Here is a 16148-nt window from a genome sequence, read left to right on the forward strand (position 1 = left end):
CAGCCCTGTCGGGGGGGGGGGACGGGGGCGGCACCCGGGGGCGCCACCCCCGCGTGTCCCGCCCAGTGTGATGTCAGGAAACGCTGGTTGTGGCGTAGAAGCCGCGGTTTTTTCCATCGATGACGGCGGATTTCTCGATATCGAACGATCCCGTCAGGCGGATATCAGCTGAGGAAGCCCCGACGTTGACCGTCATCTGGCCGGCTTCAACAACCCAGCGCATGTCGACGTCAAGGAAGGCGAACTGGTCGGCCCGCATTGTAAAGTGAACGGTTTTGGTTTCTCCGGCTTTGACGAACACCCTGTTAAAGCCTGCCAGTTCCTGAACGGGGCGGACCATGCTGGCGAGCTCATCACGGACGTACACCTGGACGACCTCTTCGCCGTCCTGCTGGCCGGTGTTGGTGATATCGCAGGACAACCGCACCGCACCGTCGGCTGTAACCGTCGGAGTCAGGGCGAGGTTGGAGTACTCAAAGGCCGTGTAGCTCTTTCCCTCCCCGAAGTGGAACAGGGGAACCTTGGATCCGTCCACGTACCGATTCATGATCATTGTCCCGGCGCTGCTGAAGCTGTTGCTGCGGCGGTGGGCTGCGTAAAGGGGGATCTGGCCGGCGTCCCGGACCGCCGTCATTGGCAGACGTCCGGCAGGGTTGTAGTCGCCGAAAAGTACGTCGGCCAGTGCCTGGCCTCCGGTTTCACCCGGGAACCAGTTTTCGATGATGGCCGGGAAGTTTTCGGCAATGTAGACGCTGGATAGCGGCTTGGCGTCCATGTGCACCATGACGGCCGGTGTGCCGGTCTCGAAGATGCGCTGGGCAAGTTCTTCCTGAATCCCAGGAAGGCCCACGTTGGCGGTGTCGATCCCTTCACCGGAGGTGCAAGAACTGCCCCAGCCGTACTTACCGCCGAGCGTAAGAATCACAACGTCCGCTTCCTTGGCAGCGGCAACCGCGGCATCGAAACCGGTGCGGTTGGTGCCGGCGATGTCGCAGCCCTTTTCGTACACCACTTCGGCTTCGGGGCACTTGTCCTGGATGGAGGCGACGATGGTCGGGGTCTTGTGCCCCAGCGCACCTTGGAGGGCCTGCTCCACCGCTGCGGGCTCGGAGCGGACATCGCTGCCTTCAAAGAGCGGCGCCAGCGGGGGCTGTTCGTAAGAGGCGGTCAGCTCAGGAAGGTCGAGCATCCCCGCCATTTCCGACATGGTCCCGCTCATTGCCAGATCGATTGAAGCCGGGTAGGTGTAGCAACCGAAGAAAAGGCGCAAAGAGTTGGCGTGAGGGCCGATGACGGCGATCTTTTTCGTTGCCTTGTTCAGCGGAAGAAGGCCTTCGTTCTTCAGCAGGACGATCGATTCGCGGGCGGCCTTCAGGCTGTGCGCCTTGGTGGATTCCGGCTCGTAGGCGGCTGCGATCATCTCTTTGCGTGCTGAGTTGTCTTCAAGGAGGCCGAGCTTGGCTTTAAGGGTCAGCATGCGGCGTACCGCGCGGTCGATGAAGCGCTCTTCGAGTTCGCCGCGCCTGACCGCCTGGACCAAGCCGTCAGTGAAGCCGTAGGGCGTGGGCAGTTCAACATCGAGTCCGGCTTTGAGTGCCTTAATGCCGCCGTCGGTGGGGTCCGCGCCGACGTTCAGGTCGACGGCGAGGTTGATGGACATGTAGTCGGAAACAACGAGGCCTTCGAAGCCCATCTCCTCGCGCAGCAGATCATCAAGGATGTGCTTTGAGGCGATAATGAGCTCGCCATCAATGGTGCCATACGAGTTCATGATGCCGGCGAGGTTAGCCTCGGTGATGGCAGCCTGAAACGGCTTCGCGTAGACCTCGCGGAGCTCCCGAGGCGAAATGGGGTTGGAGGTCATGTTCAGGCCGCCTTCCCCAAGGCCGAAGCCGAGGAAATGCTTGCCGGTAGCGGCCACGCCGTCGGCAAGGTTCTGTCCCTGCAGGCCCTTCACGAATGCAACGCTCATCGCAGCGCACAACGTGGGGTCCTCACCGTAGGTCTCGCCCACGCGGCCCCAGCGGGGATCCCGGGCGACGTCCATGATGGGGGACAGCGCCTGGCGCACCCCAACGGCGAGCATCTGCTCACGGACGATGTCGGTCATGCCTTCGACTGTGTCAGGGTTCCACGTAGCCCCCAGCCCGATTGCCGAAGGAAATACTGTCCCTCCAAGTCCCGTCCAGCCTGAGACCGCCTCGCCGTGGAGCAACGGCGGCACTGACAGGTCGGTTTTGGTCATCACTGCGTCCTGGACCTGGTCGTAGTGGTCGGCGTCGGCCTCAATGGATACGCCGGTGCTGATGCTTCCGGATGCACCCAGACCGTGAGGAAATTTGACGAGGCCAGTGTCGAGATGGCCCGTGATGGGAATGGTGCACTGAAGCTGTGCGACCTTCTGCTCCAAGGTCATGCGTGATATGAGGTCTTCGACCTGATCTGCGACGGTAGTCGCCACGTCAGAGGTCGACAGTACTTGGTTTTCCACTCGGGTCTCCTATTCCGCCACCCGCTACGACGCGGACGTGGCATGGGGGTTTGGCCCCTTGAACGCTTTACTGGCATGCCTGACGACGCCGAACAAAGTGGGTCTGCGGGCTGTCCATGCCACCGTTGTCCTTCACCGTTGAAGCAAGCCGCTGGGGATTCAGTGCGGCACCCCTTTTTCCCGGGGTGGGAAAAATTCTAGAGGGGTGAGCACTGTGAGTCAAGTCGCATGCTAAAGCCGGAGGCAGGTCAGCGGACGGCAGGAGGGCGCCTTATCAGCCCGATCGGTGAAAGCCAGCGAGCGGCTCAAGGCGGAGGTCAGGGTATCCGGCGATACATCATGGTCCAGCGCAGGGGGCTGGACGGAACGCTGACCGATTTCCTCCGACGCGCAGCGGAACGCTGGCACGCGTCAAATTCCGGCCGAAGCCGGCAAAAGTCGCCCACGACACAAGGCGGTATACGGCATTAAGCCTGGCGGCCACACCAGTGGCATCTGCGGGATGTGTTCCACTGGGGTGCCGCTGGCAATGATGCTGCGTACGTGCTATAGCTGTGCTTTGGGCCGTTCAAGCAGGCGCTCCACGCCAAGCGACACAATTTCGAGGTTGAAGGCAAACTGCTCTTCGGTGCCGAGTTCCGTTGACCGTCCCCCGACCAGCTTGCGAAGAAGTGTGAATTCCTCTTGGGGGGCCTTCTGCAGCAAGTGCTCAAGGACAGGTTCCTGAGGATGGCGCCCTGCGGTTTTCGGAATTGAGCGGTCCGTCGCTGACGTGAACGCAAGGCCAGCCAGCAAGGCAATGACCCGCCCAGCTTCGGCTTCGGGGAGTCCAGCGGCAACCAGTGCCTCCGCGGCAGCCTCCGCTGGTCTGATGGCTTCGAGGTCGGCCTCTGTTTCATAGCCGACATAACTTGCCCATGCTCCGGCAGCCGTGACGGCGTCTCGCGTAATATGGGCAAAGGCCCGGATAGCCTTCCGCCAGTCCTTCTCAGGGGTGAATTCATGGGCGGTGACCGCCTCCCGGAAGGCGTCTGCAGCCACCATGCGAAGCAGAGACTCGCGGTTATCGACGTGGTAATGCAAGGTTTTGCGGTCTACGCCAATTTCTTCCGCGAGAGCCTGCATGGTCAAGGTCGATGGGTCGAGTACCTTGGCCGCCTCGATGATCCGCTCACGATCGACGCGCCGGGGCCTTCCCCGCCGCGGCCTGACGCCCTCTACGCTGGTCATGCCACTCCTAACGGTCTTCAACATTGCACCTTCATCCCGTCCGCCCTGAGAAGACGAGTACAGCGATGACTTGACCTCGCGGGTATTGGGCACCTATCTTTTTTACCACCCAGGGGAAAAATCTGGAAAACAGAGGTACCAGTGAGCCTACCGGAGTGCGAAGGACCTCGCCAGGATCAGAGGGCACACACAGTGCGCCTGGAAGATCGGTCCCGCTACGCCGCAGCCTTCTAGTTGCAGATTGTTAGCCTCGGCGTCCGCTCCTGTGCCGACCTCAATTCTTAGGGTCCGCGGGACATGTCATTCTCAGTTCTCGGGGGCCGGCTGCTTATTCAGGCGAAAGAAAGTACACATGGACCAACAGAAACCGCAGGGCAACCGACTGCGACTTACCATCGACAATCGCGACCAGCTTGAGTGCGCTTTGGACTCAGCGGTCACTAAACTTTTGAGTGAGGGCGGGAAAGACTGTGGACAGGGAATACTTGTCACGCGTCACGATCACGGCACCTTTACCCTCGAGTTCTGCATGGAGATCGAGCATGGGGTTGTAATTGAAAAGGATCTACGAATCCAGCGAATCCTTACAGGCAGCGATGTACAGCATTAGCAGCAAGATTCGCAATCCCCATACTCCCGTGCCTACCCGCCCTACCTGCCATCCGACTGCTGCAACTCTTAACGGCAGGTGCCTTGGTGAGAACGAGGGGGAGCTCACGTGACGGCCGCCCGACAACCACTCAGTGGTGGTCCGTGGATGCCTGTCGATGATTGGGTATCTGTCGTAGGGCGCCAGGTCCGGGTCTACCGAAACGGTGTCCAGATTGATTGCGGCCAAGTCGATGCCGTCACTGATGGCGGTGGCATTCTGTGGCTGATGCAGGATGGAGCACACCCTAGGCGCATCGTTGAAAAAGTCCTGGGGGTCGAGCTCCACCTTGCGTAAGGGTCTGCGCCTGTATTTCGAGCCGTCCGGAGTGTCCTTCACATCGGTCGGGCGTAGTTAATAGTTATCGGGAGGTCAGCAGGAACGCGTCACTGCTGTTCCTGCTGACCTGTCATCGACGTGGCAGCTGCCTCACCCCATCCACTGCCCGCCGGCGACGTCGATGGTTTGTCCGCACATGTAGTCAGCAGCTTCTGTGCTGAGGTAAGCGACCATATTGGCCACCTCTTCCGGGATGGACACCCTCCCAAGTTGAATGTATCGATCCACAGCCTCCAGCATTGAGCCTTTCGCTGCGAGGGCCTGCTCGTCAGAGGCGTTTGCCAGTATGTCGCGCAGCAGCGGGTTGATCATCACGCCGGGTGCCACCCCAAGGACATTGACGCCTCTCGACGCAAACTCATGGGCGAGGTTCCGCGTGAAGCCTATAACGCCGGACTTCGCGGCGTTATAGACAGTTAGCCCCCGGTGCTGAATCCGGCCTCCGACAGAGGCGATGTTGATGATACGTCCGTGGCCCTGGGGCAGAAAGTGTTCAACCGCGGCATGTGCGCCATACATGAGCATTGTGAGGCTGCCATGGACCGTGTAGTCAATGTCCGCCTTGGTGTGGTTTTCGAACCTGTCGGAGACCACCTGAACGGGATTATTGATCATAATGTCCAGACCCCCGAGCGCCTGCGTGCTTTCTGAGACCACAGAATGCACCTGATCCCAGTCGGACAGGTCTGCCTGGAACGGGATGGCTCGCGTGCCCCATCGGCGTTCGATGGTCTCGGCGTTAGCGACGGCTCCGTCCTTATTCAAGTCGATGACAGCGACGTCGGCCCCCAGGCCAGCAAGCCGGTTGGCGATGGCCTGCCCCAAGCCACCTCCCCCCGCCCCTGTGACTACTGCCTTTTTCCCCGTGAGGTCCATCAGATCGGTGACACGCTTTTCGACTATGTGCGTCGGCAGCCGGTCAAAGCCCATCGTCTCGGCGAAATCAACGTTTTGTGTGCTCATCATGCTCCTCGTTGGTTATGAAGGGCGCCGGCCTCCCGGACAAGAGGGCTCCTTTGCCTTAAAGGCAACATACTGTTGCCTTTTCTAAAGGTCAATAGAATGCTGTTTCATGGCCGAGTTAATGCGCAGGACACAGGGAGCCCAGCAGGGTGCACGCAGCTCGCGGGTAGTTGAGGCCGTTCTGAGGGCCACCACTGCGGAGCTGTCACGGGGAGGCTATGCCCGCCTCACGATTGAGGGGATCGCCAGGGCTGCAGGAGTTAACCGCACGACGGTATACCGGCGTTGGCCTACGCGGGCGGCCTTGCTGGCTGCCGTCCTGGAGCCACTCCTGGCCCGCTATGACGTTGTTCCAGACACCGGCTCAAGCTGTCATGACCTGTCCGTGCTGTTACGAACAGTGCGCGACAATGCAGAGCTGCCCGAGGGCCAGGCCTTTACCGAGGCGACAAGATCCACGTCCACCGAGCTGCAGGATTTGATGTCCGCCGCGCTGCACAGAGCCCTCGCCCCCTTTCACGCCGTGCTGGCTCGAGCGGCGCAACGGGGCGAGATCAGACCGGAGCAGCGCGACCTCATCGCCCAGCTCGCCTTCTTTGGGGCCGCCATGTGGACGCAAACGCATCCTGCACCTCCAACCGATACGGAGTGCGACGATATGGCACAACTGCTCCTGCCTGGCGCAGCCGCTGCCCACAAGAGGTGACAGCCTGTTCCCCTTACGCTCCGTCGGGCCTTCTATCCACCATTAGATTGACGCACACCATCGGCGAGGGCCGTGAACCCGTAAACGAATCCTCCACCCTTGCCGCTCACGGTCATGTAGCCTTCCGTAGTGCCCGGCTTAAGGGCGACGTTGGTTGCCGATGAAACGTCGTCCTCCCTCGGTACGGCGATAGTGGCCGCCAGTTCGCCGTCGGGCCGGTAAACGAGGACAACTGCCCGGTTGTGCATCCCGACGTACGTGTTCCCTGCCGCGTCGACGGCCAAGGAATCCACTTGGCCGACGCCTGCACTAACGTGCACGGCAGGATGAGCGGTCTGAACCCTGTACCCGTCCGCGCTGAGCCTGAGGTAATCGATTCGATTTCCCGTGTTGTGGCTTACCCACAGTCCGTCATAAGCGGGGTTGAAGGCAATACCGTTCGGCGCTGGCATGTTCCCAGCAAGGACGTTTCCTTCAGCGGTGTCCTTGTCGATCCTGACCAGGCGGCCGGTAGGTTTCCAGTAAGGATCCTGCGACCCGGCGGCATCGGTGACGTACAGGTTTCCTTCCTGGTCGAAGGCGATGTCGTCGGGATTCATGGCAACGCCGTCCAATGTGCCCTGGAAGAACGTGCGGTGGTCCTTCCCCGAATCGGTGATGCTTTGAACTGTACCGCCGACAAAGTCCGTAAGGTACAAGCGTCCGTCGTGCGGGCTGAACTGTGCCGAGGTGAAAGCGCTGACATCATCCGTGTAAACGGTTTCCACCGCTCCGGATGCAACGTCTAGTTTTATAACCTTTGGGCCACCTGCTGGAGCCATTACGTCTACCAGGTAAAGCCCCCCGTCTGGGCCAAAGGTCGGCCCTTCGAGCAGGGTCATTCCTGTTGCCTCGTGAACAGCCGATACCTGAAACAGACGTTTCGCCGTTTGCTGCATGGCTGAGTGAGGCCCGGCTTGCGAGGATGTCTGTTCCGGCGGGGCCTGCACCGTGGCGGTGCAGGCGGAAAGTGAAGTGGTGAGAGCGGTGAGCGCTGCTGCGGTGGTCAATAGTCGCTGCCATTTTCTTGGCATTATCCTCCCGCCTTTGGCCCAGCGTTTACGCGGCGCGTCTTGCCGCGGGTTGACGACGACGTTAGGACATCCCGCATGGATTCCTGACGCCAGTGCCGCAGGAGACGGTGGAACGCGACGGGTCCGGGGCTGTAGGTTGTCGGGGACGAGACGCGGGTTCCTTCGCCGTTGTAGTAACCGGGGGTGCACTCGGCCAGGAACCCGCCGTCTCCCGTCGCCGTTTCGGCGATGTGGGCGCACCATGCCTCCTCTGATTCGGGGCTGGGTTCCACGACACCTGTCAAAGTGTCTCTGGCCGCGTGAATGACTGCGGCTATGTGCTCTGCCTGTTCCTGCAGGATGTGCGCGTAATTCACGGAGTTTGCGTTTTGCATAACCCCAAGATTGAACAGATTGGGAAACCCGCGAGTGTAGAAGCCATGAAGCGTGCGGGGACCATTGCCCCAGGCGGCCAGAAGGGACCTGCCATGACGACCCGTCACCGGAAGAGTGCCGGAGAGAACACCCGACACTCCCACATCGAATCCCGTGGCAAAAACGACGCAATCCACCTCGTACTCGACATCACCCACCACGATGGAAGTCTCAGTCATCTGGGTGATTCCACCAGTGTCGGCCGTGTCAACGAGTGTCACGTTGGGCCTGTTGAAGGTTTGCAGGTACGTATCACTAAAGCACGGACGTTTGCACATATATCGGTACCACGGCTTCAACAACTCCGCCGTTTCAGGGTTTTCTACGATCTCGTCCACTCGGGCACGGATTCCCGCCATCACCTCCCAGTCGGCGAGCTCATCCCGTGCTTCACGTTGCTCATCGCTCAGACTCTTGTCTACGGAGCCCGACAGGAATTTCCGTTGCAATCGCACCGTGCGGGTCCAACCGTCATTTACCAGGCTTTCGGTTACCGGTTCTCCAGAGAGTACCGCAAGGAAGTTCTCCATCCGTTCGCGCTGCCACCCCCGGCCCAGGGACGCAGCCCATCGCAGGTCTGTTGGCCTGTTGTCGCGGACGTCGATGGTTGAGGGGGTCCGTTGGAATACCAGCAATTGCTGCGCATCCCTGCCCAGATGAGGGATGACCTGGACTCCGGTGGCACCGGTCCCGACGACTGCGACCCGTTTGTCGGCCAGCCCGACCAAGTCACCCTCAGCTGTTCCTCCGGTATATCCATAGTCCCAGCGGCTGGTGTGGAATGTATGGCCCCTGAAGGTCTCAATTCCGGGAATGTTCGGCAGCTTAGGCTGCGTCAGCGTTCCGGAAGAAGTGACGACATACCGCGCCCGGAAACGATCACCCCGGTCGGTCTCAACCGTCCATTCCTCCGCTTCCTCATTCCACCGAAGACCTGTGGCGCGGGTATGGAAGAGCGTATCGCGATAGAGATCGAATCGTTTGGCCACGGCAATGGCGTGCTGCCGGATCTCCTCCCCAGGCGCGTAACGCCAAGAGGGAACATATCCCACCTCCTCCAGCAGGGGCATGTACACATAGGACTCAATGTCGCAATGTATGCCCGGGTAGCGGTTCCAATACCAGGTGCCCCCTACGTCCCCGGCCTCATCCATCAACCGAATTGATTCGACGCCAGCCTCCCGGAGACGTGACGCCGTAAGCAGGCCACCGAAGCCGGCGCCGATCACCAGAACCTCCACGCGGTCACTGACACGCTCACGCATGGTTTTCTCGGAATAGGGGTCAACGGCGTAAAAACCAAAGCTTCCGCCAGTACTGCGATATTGACCAAGCCCCTCTGGGCGGATGCGCCTGTCACGCTCCTCGCGATACTTGGCACGTAGCTCGTCGATGGTCGATGGCTCAGCGGAAGCTTGGATTTGGACCTTGGAAAACATTCTTCGTTCCTCCAGTAGTGATTGGTCGCCCCGGACGGCAGGATGTGCGCCGCCAGTCCGCAGGCGTCAGGTGGTGTCCCGGAATCGGAAAAGAAACTTAGCTCGAAGCTAAATAAAAACTTAGCGTTAAGCTAAGTAATGGTCAAAAACGGTTGCAAGAGGTAATTTGGCTGCATGCCGCACCCTGACCACGACCACCAAGCACTCCAAGAAAGCGTGAATAATCTCGCTGTTGCTGTAGCGATCCGATCACTTCCGCTGGTGCTGCAAACTTTCCTGACGACAGATCTGACCATTCAGCAGCTGAAAGTCCTATCGGTGATAGTCACGTCAGAGCACGGAGTTGCCATCGGGCGACTGGTTAGTCAATTTGAGGTGTCGATGGCATCCATGTCCAAACTTTTGGACCGCCTTGTGGCAGCTGGCTTAGCCACACGAGTGTCGGATCCCAGCGACCAAAGAGTGCGCGTCATGAAAGCCACCACCCTTGGAAGAGCTGTCGTACGCGAACTAATGGCCACAAGGCCTGAACTCGGCGAAAACATCTTGGCACGCCTCAGCCTCGATGAGCTTCGAGCCCTTGAAACTGGGCTCGGAGCCATAAGCAGAGAAATGCGGAATCTTTCCGGCTGAGGTCACGAGCCCTCTCGTCGAGATGCCGCATCCAGGAGTTGGGAACCGCAATCCGCCGAAAGACCTTGCTTGAACCTCTGACGTTCCATACCTCAGCTGATTCCTGACGCCTTCTTCTCAGCCTGGCGTCATGGCGCGGTGATGGGTTTCGCCAATGTCAGGGCACGCGGTAGCCGTGCCGCGTGGAGCGGGGCCTTCACATCGTGTTCCTAATGCTCTTCTTTCACGACATTGAGGTGTATCCATGACTCGACGTGGATGACTTCAGGTATTGCCCGGATCTGGTCAACGGTGCGGAGTGCTGAGTTTGCGTCCGTTCCGTGGACGGTGGCTATAACGTCATGCTGGCCGATGCTGGATGCCAAGAAGCTAAAGCCCGGTATGGCCTCGAGTGATTTGACTAGTTCCAAAGCTGTCCCTTGGATGCGGAGTCCAAGCCCCATGCGGGTCACTCGTTCCTGGGAGGCGGGGCGCCAAGTGACACCGATTTTTACGATTCCGCTGTCCAGGAGACGCAGAACGCGGGCCCTTGCGGTTCCGGTTGATATTCCAAGGGCAGTGGCCATTGTTGTGTAGCTGGCACGGCCGTCCTGCCGCAGAATCTCGATGAGAGCCAAATCAAGTTTGTCGATGGCCGGGTCCTTGATTTGAGCCGGATGCAGGATGTCTATGAGGAGATCGGTATAGATGCTGGTGCGCATGTAGGTCACTCCAGGGATGTTGCGGATGTCCTCGATACATGCCTGGAGTTCCTCGTGGTTCCTGGCCCGAATTTCTGCTACCAGGGACATGACCCCGGCAGTTATGGACACGAACAGAACCCGGTGGTCCTGCGCGATCTTCTCGGCCAGACTCTGAACCGGGGTCGCAGCGTCGATAGAGACATGCGCCATGACAGGCAGCCCAACGACGGCAGGGTGAGCCAATCCGATCACTCTGACACCAGAGTCAGTCAAGAGCGTCGTCAGTCGACGAGAGACCGAGATGCGGTTGAGACCCACTTTGTGGGCAAGCTCGGTCACGGTGATGCGGCCGTTAGCGACCAGTTCCTGCAGTATCTGCTCGTCAAGCTCATCCATAACGCCATCCTTTCCGCGGCTTCGTTACGGGAAATTTTTCTGCGCGATTCTGCTTACGAATCTGTAAATTGAAGTCACCTTTCACGATGATAACCATCATCGTATGCCGTGAGCATTTACACATCTGCGTTCTCCCGACTCAAGACTGATGTTCTGAAATTTTGCCGCCCTAGCATGTGAGGAGTGCCACACCCGTGGGGCTGTTCGACGAAAGGGATTGTCATGACGAAGTTCGGCTTAGGTTCTGTAGCTGCCGCCGCAGTGGTGGCGCTGACCGCATGTTCAGGGGGAGTCGACGCTACTTCCCCGGAAAGTGCCAGCGGTCCGAAGGGTTTGCTGAAGTCCGGTGAGTTCAGTGTGTGTATGACGCCGCAGTACAAGCCCATGGAGTTCTATAAAGACGGCAACACGGGGACCCAGCCAATCGGTTTTGATTCCGACGCGGCGGTTGCGCTGGCGGAGTCATGGGGCGTGAAGGCCCGGTTCTCTGACGTGGCTTTCGACGGGCTGATGCCGGCGCTTCAGGCTGGGCGCTGCGATGCGGTGTGGTCAGGCCTGTACGTCAACGAAGCCCGCCAGCAGGTCGCCGACGCGGTGCCTTACCTGAAAACCGGATCGGTGATCATCGCCCCAAAGGACTCGAACATCAAGAGTGCTGAGGACTTGGCAGGAAAGACAGTAGCCGTACTTGCCGGGGGCGCCTACGAGGCGAATCTCAAGGAACTCTCGGCGGCGTTGAAAAACAAAGGCCTCCCTGATCTAATCCAGCAGTCATACCCGCAGAACACGCAGACCTCAGCTGCAGTTACGAACGGCAAGGCTGATGCGCTCATCGATACTGACGTTTCCGTCGGTGAGATCGTAGAGAAGACAGGCGGAAACCTACAGCCAGTTCCCGGAATCTTTGAGGCCGACGCCGTATTCGGCATTTACGTCAAGAAGGGCTCGGTCCTGACCGACGAGATCCGCAACGGACTGAAGACACTTGGCGACGAGGGGAAACTGGCCGAGATCGCAAAAAACTACTCGCTGGACGCCAGCCGCCTGACCGAATCGACAAAGTAATGGACTTTGACCAGAGCATCTTCCTCCAGGCGCTGACTTCCAAGGAATTCCTCTCCGGCGCAGCGTTGTCCCTTGAATTGGCTGCCGTCTCCCAAGTGGCCGCTACCCTGATCGGGCTCTGCATTGCCCTCGCTGGCATCTCCAAGAACAAGACCCTTAGAAGCTTGGCCTGGGTTTATGTGTGGTTCTTCCGCTCCGTGCCGACACTGTTGCTGCTTCTCATCGTCTGGAACGCTGCACCGCAGGTCATTCCCGCGCTCCGCGACAGTTGGTACTCGCCATTCCTTGCAGGGTTTGTGGGTCTCTCGGTCGTCGAAGGCGCTTTCATGGCAGAAATCCTCCGTTCAGCACTGCTGAGTGTTGACGGCGGGCAGAAGCTTGCCGCAAGGGCACTGGGTCTAACCCCTGCGCAAACGTTCCTCCGTGTCGAACTGCCACAAGCCATCAAGGTGGCGCTGCCTCCCACGGGCAACGAACTCATCGGAATGATCAAATACACCTCGCTGGCATCGGTGATCTCACTGCAGGAGTTGATGACCACAGCCCAGGTCCAAGTCGCAACCACGTTCCGATACGCAGAATTTTACTCGGCCGCGCTCGTCTTCTACCTCGTCATTGTCAGCGCCGTGATGGCGCTCCAACACCAGGTGGAAAAGCGATACCGATGGGTTTCCCTCCCCGATAAAACCCTGCCCCGCGTCGAGCGCGCTACCGCTACCTTGAAAGGACTCTGATGTCCGAGACCACCACAACGCCACCTCAAACCGTAAAAAGCGTGCTCGAAGTAAGGAACCTCCACAAAACATACGGGCACCAAGAAGTCCTAAAAGGAGTCGATTTCACCGTCGGTTCGGGCGAAGTCAAAGTAGTCCTCGGAAGGTCCGGATCAGGGAAATCAACCATGCTGCGCCTAATGGCCCTCCTGGAACCCCTCGATGCCGGAGAGGTCATCTTCAAGGGTCAAAAAATCGGCATCGACGCCAACAACCGGCCCGCACGCGAACGGACCCTGGCCCACCAGCGTTCGGAGATCGGCATGGTCTTCCAACGCTTCAACCTCTTCGCCCACCTCACCGTCCTGCAAAACGTCACCCTGGCTCAACGCCTGAGCAGGAAAACCGGTGCCGCCGAAGCCAAAGCTCGGGCAGCGGACATGCTCGACCGCGTCGGGCTGGGTTCCCACCTCCGCCACTTTCCCGGCGAGCTTTCCGGCGGCCAGCAACAACGGGTCGCAATCGCCCGGGCACTGGTCCTGAACCCTTCCGTCATGCTCTTCGATGAACCGACCTCGGCGTTGGACCCGGAACTGGTCAACGACGTCCTGGCCGTCATGGAAAATCTTGCCGCAGACGGCATGACGATGGTCGTAGTAACCCACGAAATGGGATTTGCCCGGCGAGTCGGGACCGACGTCGCCCTCTTCGACCAGGGCGTACTCGTTGAGCAGGCACCCCCTGAGGAGTTCTTCACCAACCCTCAGCACGAACGCACCCGCGAATTCCTAAGGCACATACATTGAACACACCCACCCCACAACAAACCGTCCCCCGCACTTCCCTGACTTGGTACGCCCTTGAAGAAGTACTCCCAGGACTGACAAGGATCACCGAACCCCACGTCCATCCCATGCTCCAATCCAACATCTGGTGGCTTCACGGCCAGGACCGGGATGTAGTCATCGACGCGGGCCTCGGCATCGTCCCCTTGCGCCACGAGATACCCCAAGTGTTCGAACGGGACCCGCTCCTCATCATCACCCACACCCACCTGGACCACGTCGGAGGAGCACATGAGTTCAACCACATCGCAGTACACGGTGAAGAAGCCCACACCCTAATAACACCGGGACCTGTCTCCCTGAACACCCACACCCTGTACGGCATCCTGGGAATAGATATTCCAGAGAACGAAGAGCCCTCAATGCTCCGCCGCGTCCCGCACCCCGGCTACGACCCGACCCAATACCAGGTGGCGCCGGCCACCCCAACACGACGGCTCAAGGACGGAGACAACATCAACACCCTCGGAACTCCCTTGGAGGTCATCGCGACCCCGGGACATTCCCCTGGGAGCATCTGCCTGTACGATCGTCAACGCCAATGGCTCTTCACCGGAGACACAATGTACGAAGGCCAACTCCTCGACACGATCCACGGAGCTAACCAAGCGGACTACCGACACACCATGGGCCTCCTCCTAAAACTTGATGTTTCCGCCGTTTTCGCAGGACACGGACCACAGTTGGGCCCGGCTTCTCTGAAAACCATCGCTGAGAACTACCTCTCCGGCCCATAAGTGAGGCAAGCATGCTGCTGTCGACACTTTCCAGTCCGCCCGCAGAGCCCAAACACCTAACCCAGGAAGAGCGGCCGTACCTCAACCCGGGAGAACGCGTTCGATTACAACGTCCCGGGGAACCGCCGCCAGGGATCTACCCCGTGAGGGTCGGCAGCATGGCTGGACCGGACGGCCTGCTGGAGGCTACTCGGCCCAGATCATTGACATATCGTCACTCGGCAGTGGATTTGCCCACGTGCGCCGGACGGACAGGCGTAGAAGACGGTCCCGATTTGTGGCGAGGACTAGCAGCCAGTCCTGCTCGGGCCCCTGCGTGGGGGCTTCGAAGAGGTTTCCGTGTGGCTCCCGCCGGACGTCGAAAGGTTCCGTGGTTTCGGCTGTGCGTGGATTGAACCACACGCCGAGGACGTCAGGGGTGCTGAGGTAAGCAAGGTTCACCCGCTCTGATCCTCCGTCAGTGAGATAGACAATGGCGAACTCACCGTTTCGGTCCAAGGCTGCCTGCCTGTGCTGGTCGAGGCATGTATGGCCGCACTTCGCATTATGGGCAACCATTGACTGAGCAGGCACCCATCGCTCAAAACTGAGGGACTCGACAAAATCCCTAAGGATCGTCATCTGTTCCGCTCCCGGGTGAGTGAGCGCCTCGTACCAGGAGGCGCTCAGAACTTCATTGCGTTCTTTTTCTGAGATCATGCACCAAACGGATGCATGACCATAGGTGTGGCCGAACGCTCCTGCAAGTACCGACCAGTATGCACGTTTGCGGACAATCCAATCACCATGGAGGGGGAACAGTTGAGGCCAATTCATGGGCATCTGCTCGTATGCAGGCTCCGCATCTAGGACGGGCATAGGATTAGACCGCTCATACTCAGCACGCACTTGCCAATAACTCGCTGTTATTAGTCCATGGCCAGATTGGAGCAAGATTAAACTGATCCAAGCTTCATCGTCGGACCAGTATGACATGGTCGAAAATTCATTCGTCTCCATCTCAAAGCAGGTGTGGTAGGTGATGATGAGGTTACGCCAGGCCGGACTGGACTCGTCCCAGCGGGGATTTTGTCCCGTTACGCCGTTTGCGAGTCCCTCCGCCATTCGTCGCCATACGGGCCGATAATCAATTCCCTTATGGATGGGCTGCCGATCCCCGCCCAAACACCAAATAATATGTGGCCTATCTCGGTAGCGGGCTCCAATCCATCGGCCAAAATCGTATGCATTGTTTTCCGTGACCGTCTCGGGGAACGTCGATCCTCCCCAGCTCTCTCCTACAACAAGCTGGCCCCAGACAGGCAGAAGCATGACGTATAAGCCCATGTCCTGAGCCGCTTGAACAAGTCGGTCGAGGTACTGGAAGTAGGCCTCATTCGGCTTGGAGAGGTCACCCCCCTGAAGGGCTGAATTTCCCGCAGGGTCCCGCATGTCCACATCCCGTTCCGGATCAAGGGCGACAATCTGGATAACCGTGAAACCCTGCATGCGCCTCTTGTTCATGTAATAGAGCGCATCATCCCACTTGAGTCGCTGCGGTAATGTCCACGCGGTGTCTGCAAGATAGAAGAAGGGCTCACCCTGGATGGTCACCAGCCTTCGGCCGTCTGCAGAGACAGTCAAGGGACTCAGTGCCGGCTGCGCGTGGCCGACTATTGTTTTGTCGCTCACAGCCCGAGAACTTCCCACGCGTCACAAGGAGACCGTCTCAACTTTCCTATGTCACGTTGCGTGACTGCAGCAGAAATAGTTAGGAAAAGCTTTACGGGCAT

The 16148-nt window shown here is 59.2% G+C and carries 13 protein-coding genes; 6 read left to right on the forward strand and 7 right to left on the reverse strand.

The window, feature by feature from the left end; all coding sequences use genetic code 11:
* Positions 1–73 precede the first annotated feature (73 nt).
* From ACNQOP_RS19630 to ACNQOP_RS19640, 3 genes are all read right to left on the reverse strand, one after another.
* Positions 74–2491, reverse strand: coding sequence for a glycoside hydrolase family 3 N-terminal domain-containing protein (locus ACNQOP_RS19630; protein WP_284988079.1), 2418 nt, complete (start codon positions 2489–2491; stop codon positions 74–76).
* A gap of 546 nt (positions 2492–3037) precedes the next feature.
* Complete coding sequence (locus ACNQOP_RS19635) at positions 3038–3721, reverse strand: TetR/AcrR family transcriptional regulator (protein ID WP_284988078.1); 684 nt, start codon at positions 3719–3721, stop codon at positions 3038–3040.
* Between the two features lie 1078 nt (positions 3722–4799).
* Entirely contained in the window at positions 4800–5675 is an 876-nt protein-coding gene (locus ACNQOP_RS19640; RefSeq protein WP_416405504.1) for an SDR family NAD(P)-dependent oxidoreductase, read from the reverse strand.
* A 106-nt stretch (positions 5676–5781) separates the two neighbouring features.
* On the opposite strand from ACNQOP_RS19640, the gene ACNQOP_RS19645 reads away from it, so the two are divergent.
* Entirely contained in the window at positions 5782–6378 is a 597-nt protein-coding gene (locus tag ACNQOP_RS19645) for a TetR/AcrR family transcriptional regulator (protein WP_284988076.1), read from the forward strand.
* A gap of 32 nt (positions 6379–6410) precedes the next feature.
* On the opposite strand, the gene ACNQOP_RS19650 is transcribed toward ACNQOP_RS19645, so the two are convergent.
* Both ACNQOP_RS19650 and ACNQOP_RS19655 read right to left on the reverse strand, forming a co-directional pair.
* On the reverse strand, positions 6411–7451 hold the full coding sequence (locus tag ACNQOP_RS19650) for an SMP-30/gluconolactonase/LRE family protein (RefSeq protein ID WP_416405505.1): 1041 nt from the start codon (positions 7449–7451) through the stop codon (positions 6411–6413).
* A complete protein-coding gene (locus ACNQOP_RS19655) occupies positions 7451–9304 on the reverse strand; it encodes a flavin-containing monooxygenase (protein WP_284988074.1) in 1854 nt (617 codons plus the stop codon). The genes ACNQOP_RS19650 and ACNQOP_RS19655 overlap by 1 nt, the downstream gene beginning before the upstream one ends.
* 174 nt (positions 9305–9478) lie before the next feature.
* Between ACNQOP_RS19655 and ACNQOP_RS19660 the strand changes: the two genes are divergently transcribed.
* Complete coding sequence (locus tag ACNQOP_RS19660; protein WP_284988073.1) at positions 9479–9937, forward strand: MarR family winged helix-turn-helix transcriptional regulator; 459 nt, start codon at positions 9479–9481, stop codon at positions 9935–9937.
* Between the two features lie 209 nt (positions 9938–10146).
* Here ACNQOP_RS19660 and ACNQOP_RS19665 read toward each other — a convergent pair whose 3' ends face one another.
* Complete coding sequence (locus tag ACNQOP_RS19665; protein ID WP_284988072.1) at positions 10147–11016, reverse strand: Lrp/AsnC family transcriptional regulator; 870 nt, start codon at positions 11014–11016, stop codon at positions 10147–10149.
* A 222-nt stretch (positions 11017–11238) separates the two neighbouring features.
* Between ACNQOP_RS19665 and ACNQOP_RS19670 the strand changes: the two genes are divergently transcribed.
* Genes ACNQOP_RS19670 through ACNQOP_RS19685 form a run of 4 tightly spaced genes read left to right on the forward strand, consistent with a single transcriptional unit; the run spans position 11239 to position 14376 of the window.
* A complete protein-coding gene (locus ACNQOP_RS19670) occupies positions 11239–12081 on the forward strand; it encodes a transporter substrate-binding domain-containing protein (protein WP_416405506.1) in 843 nt (280 codons plus the stop codon).
* Complete coding sequence (locus ACNQOP_RS19675; RefSeq protein ID WP_284988070.1) at positions 12081–12815, forward strand: amino acid ABC transporter permease; 735 nt, start codon at positions 12081–12083, stop codon at positions 12813–12815. The genes ACNQOP_RS19670 and ACNQOP_RS19675 overlap by 1 nt, the downstream gene beginning before the upstream one ends.
* A complete protein-coding gene (locus tag ACNQOP_RS19680; protein WP_284988069.1) occupies positions 12815–13600 on the forward strand; it encodes an amino acid ABC transporter ATP-binding protein in 786 nt (261 codons plus the stop codon). Before ACNQOP_RS19675 ends, ACNQOP_RS19680 begins: the two co-directional genes overlap by 1 nt.
* Positions 13597–14376, forward strand: coding sequence for an MBL fold metallo-hydrolase (locus tag ACNQOP_RS19685; protein ID WP_284988068.1), 780 nt, complete (start codon positions 13597–13599; stop codon positions 14374–14376). The genes ACNQOP_RS19680 and ACNQOP_RS19685 overlap by 4 nt, the downstream gene beginning before the upstream one ends.
* A 186-nt stretch (positions 14377–14562) precedes the next feature.
* Here ACNQOP_RS19685 and ACNQOP_RS19690 read toward each other — a convergent pair whose 3' ends face one another.
* Complete coding sequence (locus tag ACNQOP_RS19690; protein ID WP_416405507.1) at positions 14563–16047, reverse strand: DUF4038 domain-containing protein; 1485 nt, start codon at positions 16045–16047, stop codon at positions 14563–14565.
* Positions 16048–16148 lie beyond the last annotated feature (101 nt).

Source organism: Arthrobacter sp. LFS091 (assembly GCF_047977885.1).
In the GTDB taxonomy this organism is placed as follows: domain Bacteria; phylum Actinomycetota; class Actinomycetes; order Actinomycetales; family Micrococcaceae; genus Arthrobacter.

Coding starts and splice junctions, on each gene's coding strand:
- ACNQOP_RS19650 (WP_416405505.1), bottom strand. CDS start 7,451: ATGCCAAGAAAATGGCAGCGACTATTGACCACCGCAGCAGCGCTCACC.
- ACNQOP_RS19655 (WP_284988074.1), bottom strand. CDS start 9,304: ATGTTTTCCAAGGTCCAAATCCAAGCTTCCGCTGAGCCATCGACCATC.
- ACNQOP_RS19635 (WP_284988078.1), bottom strand. CDS start 3,721: ATGACCAGCGTAGAGGGCGTCAGGCCGCGGCGGGGAAGGCCCCGGCGC.
- ACNQOP_RS19670 (WP_416405506.1), top strand. CDS start 11,239: ATGACGAAGTTCGGCTTAGGTTCTGTAGCTGCCGCCGCAGTGGTGGCG.
- ACNQOP_RS19665 (WP_284988072.1), bottom strand. CDS start 11,016: ATGGATGAGCTTGACGAGCAGATACTGCAGGAACTGGTCGCTAACGGC.
- ACNQOP_RS19680 (WP_284988069.1), top strand. CDS start 12,815: ATGTCCGAGACCACCACAACGCCACCTCAAACCGTAAAAAGCGTGCTC.
- ACNQOP_RS19645 (WP_284988076.1), top strand. CDS start 5,782: ATGGCCGAGTTAATGCGCAGGACACAGGGAGCCCAGCAGGGTGCACGC.
- ACNQOP_RS19640 (WP_416405504.1), bottom strand. CDS start 5,675: ATGATGAGCACACAAAACGTTGATTTCGCCGAGACGATGGGCTTTGAC.
- ACNQOP_RS19660 (WP_284988073.1), top strand. CDS start 9,479: ATGCCGCACCCTGACCACGACCACCAAGCACTCCAAGAAAGCGTGAAT.
- ACNQOP_RS19675 (WP_284988070.1), top strand. CDS start 12,081: ATGGACTTTGACCAGAGCATCTTCCTCCAGGCGCTGACTTCCAAGGAA.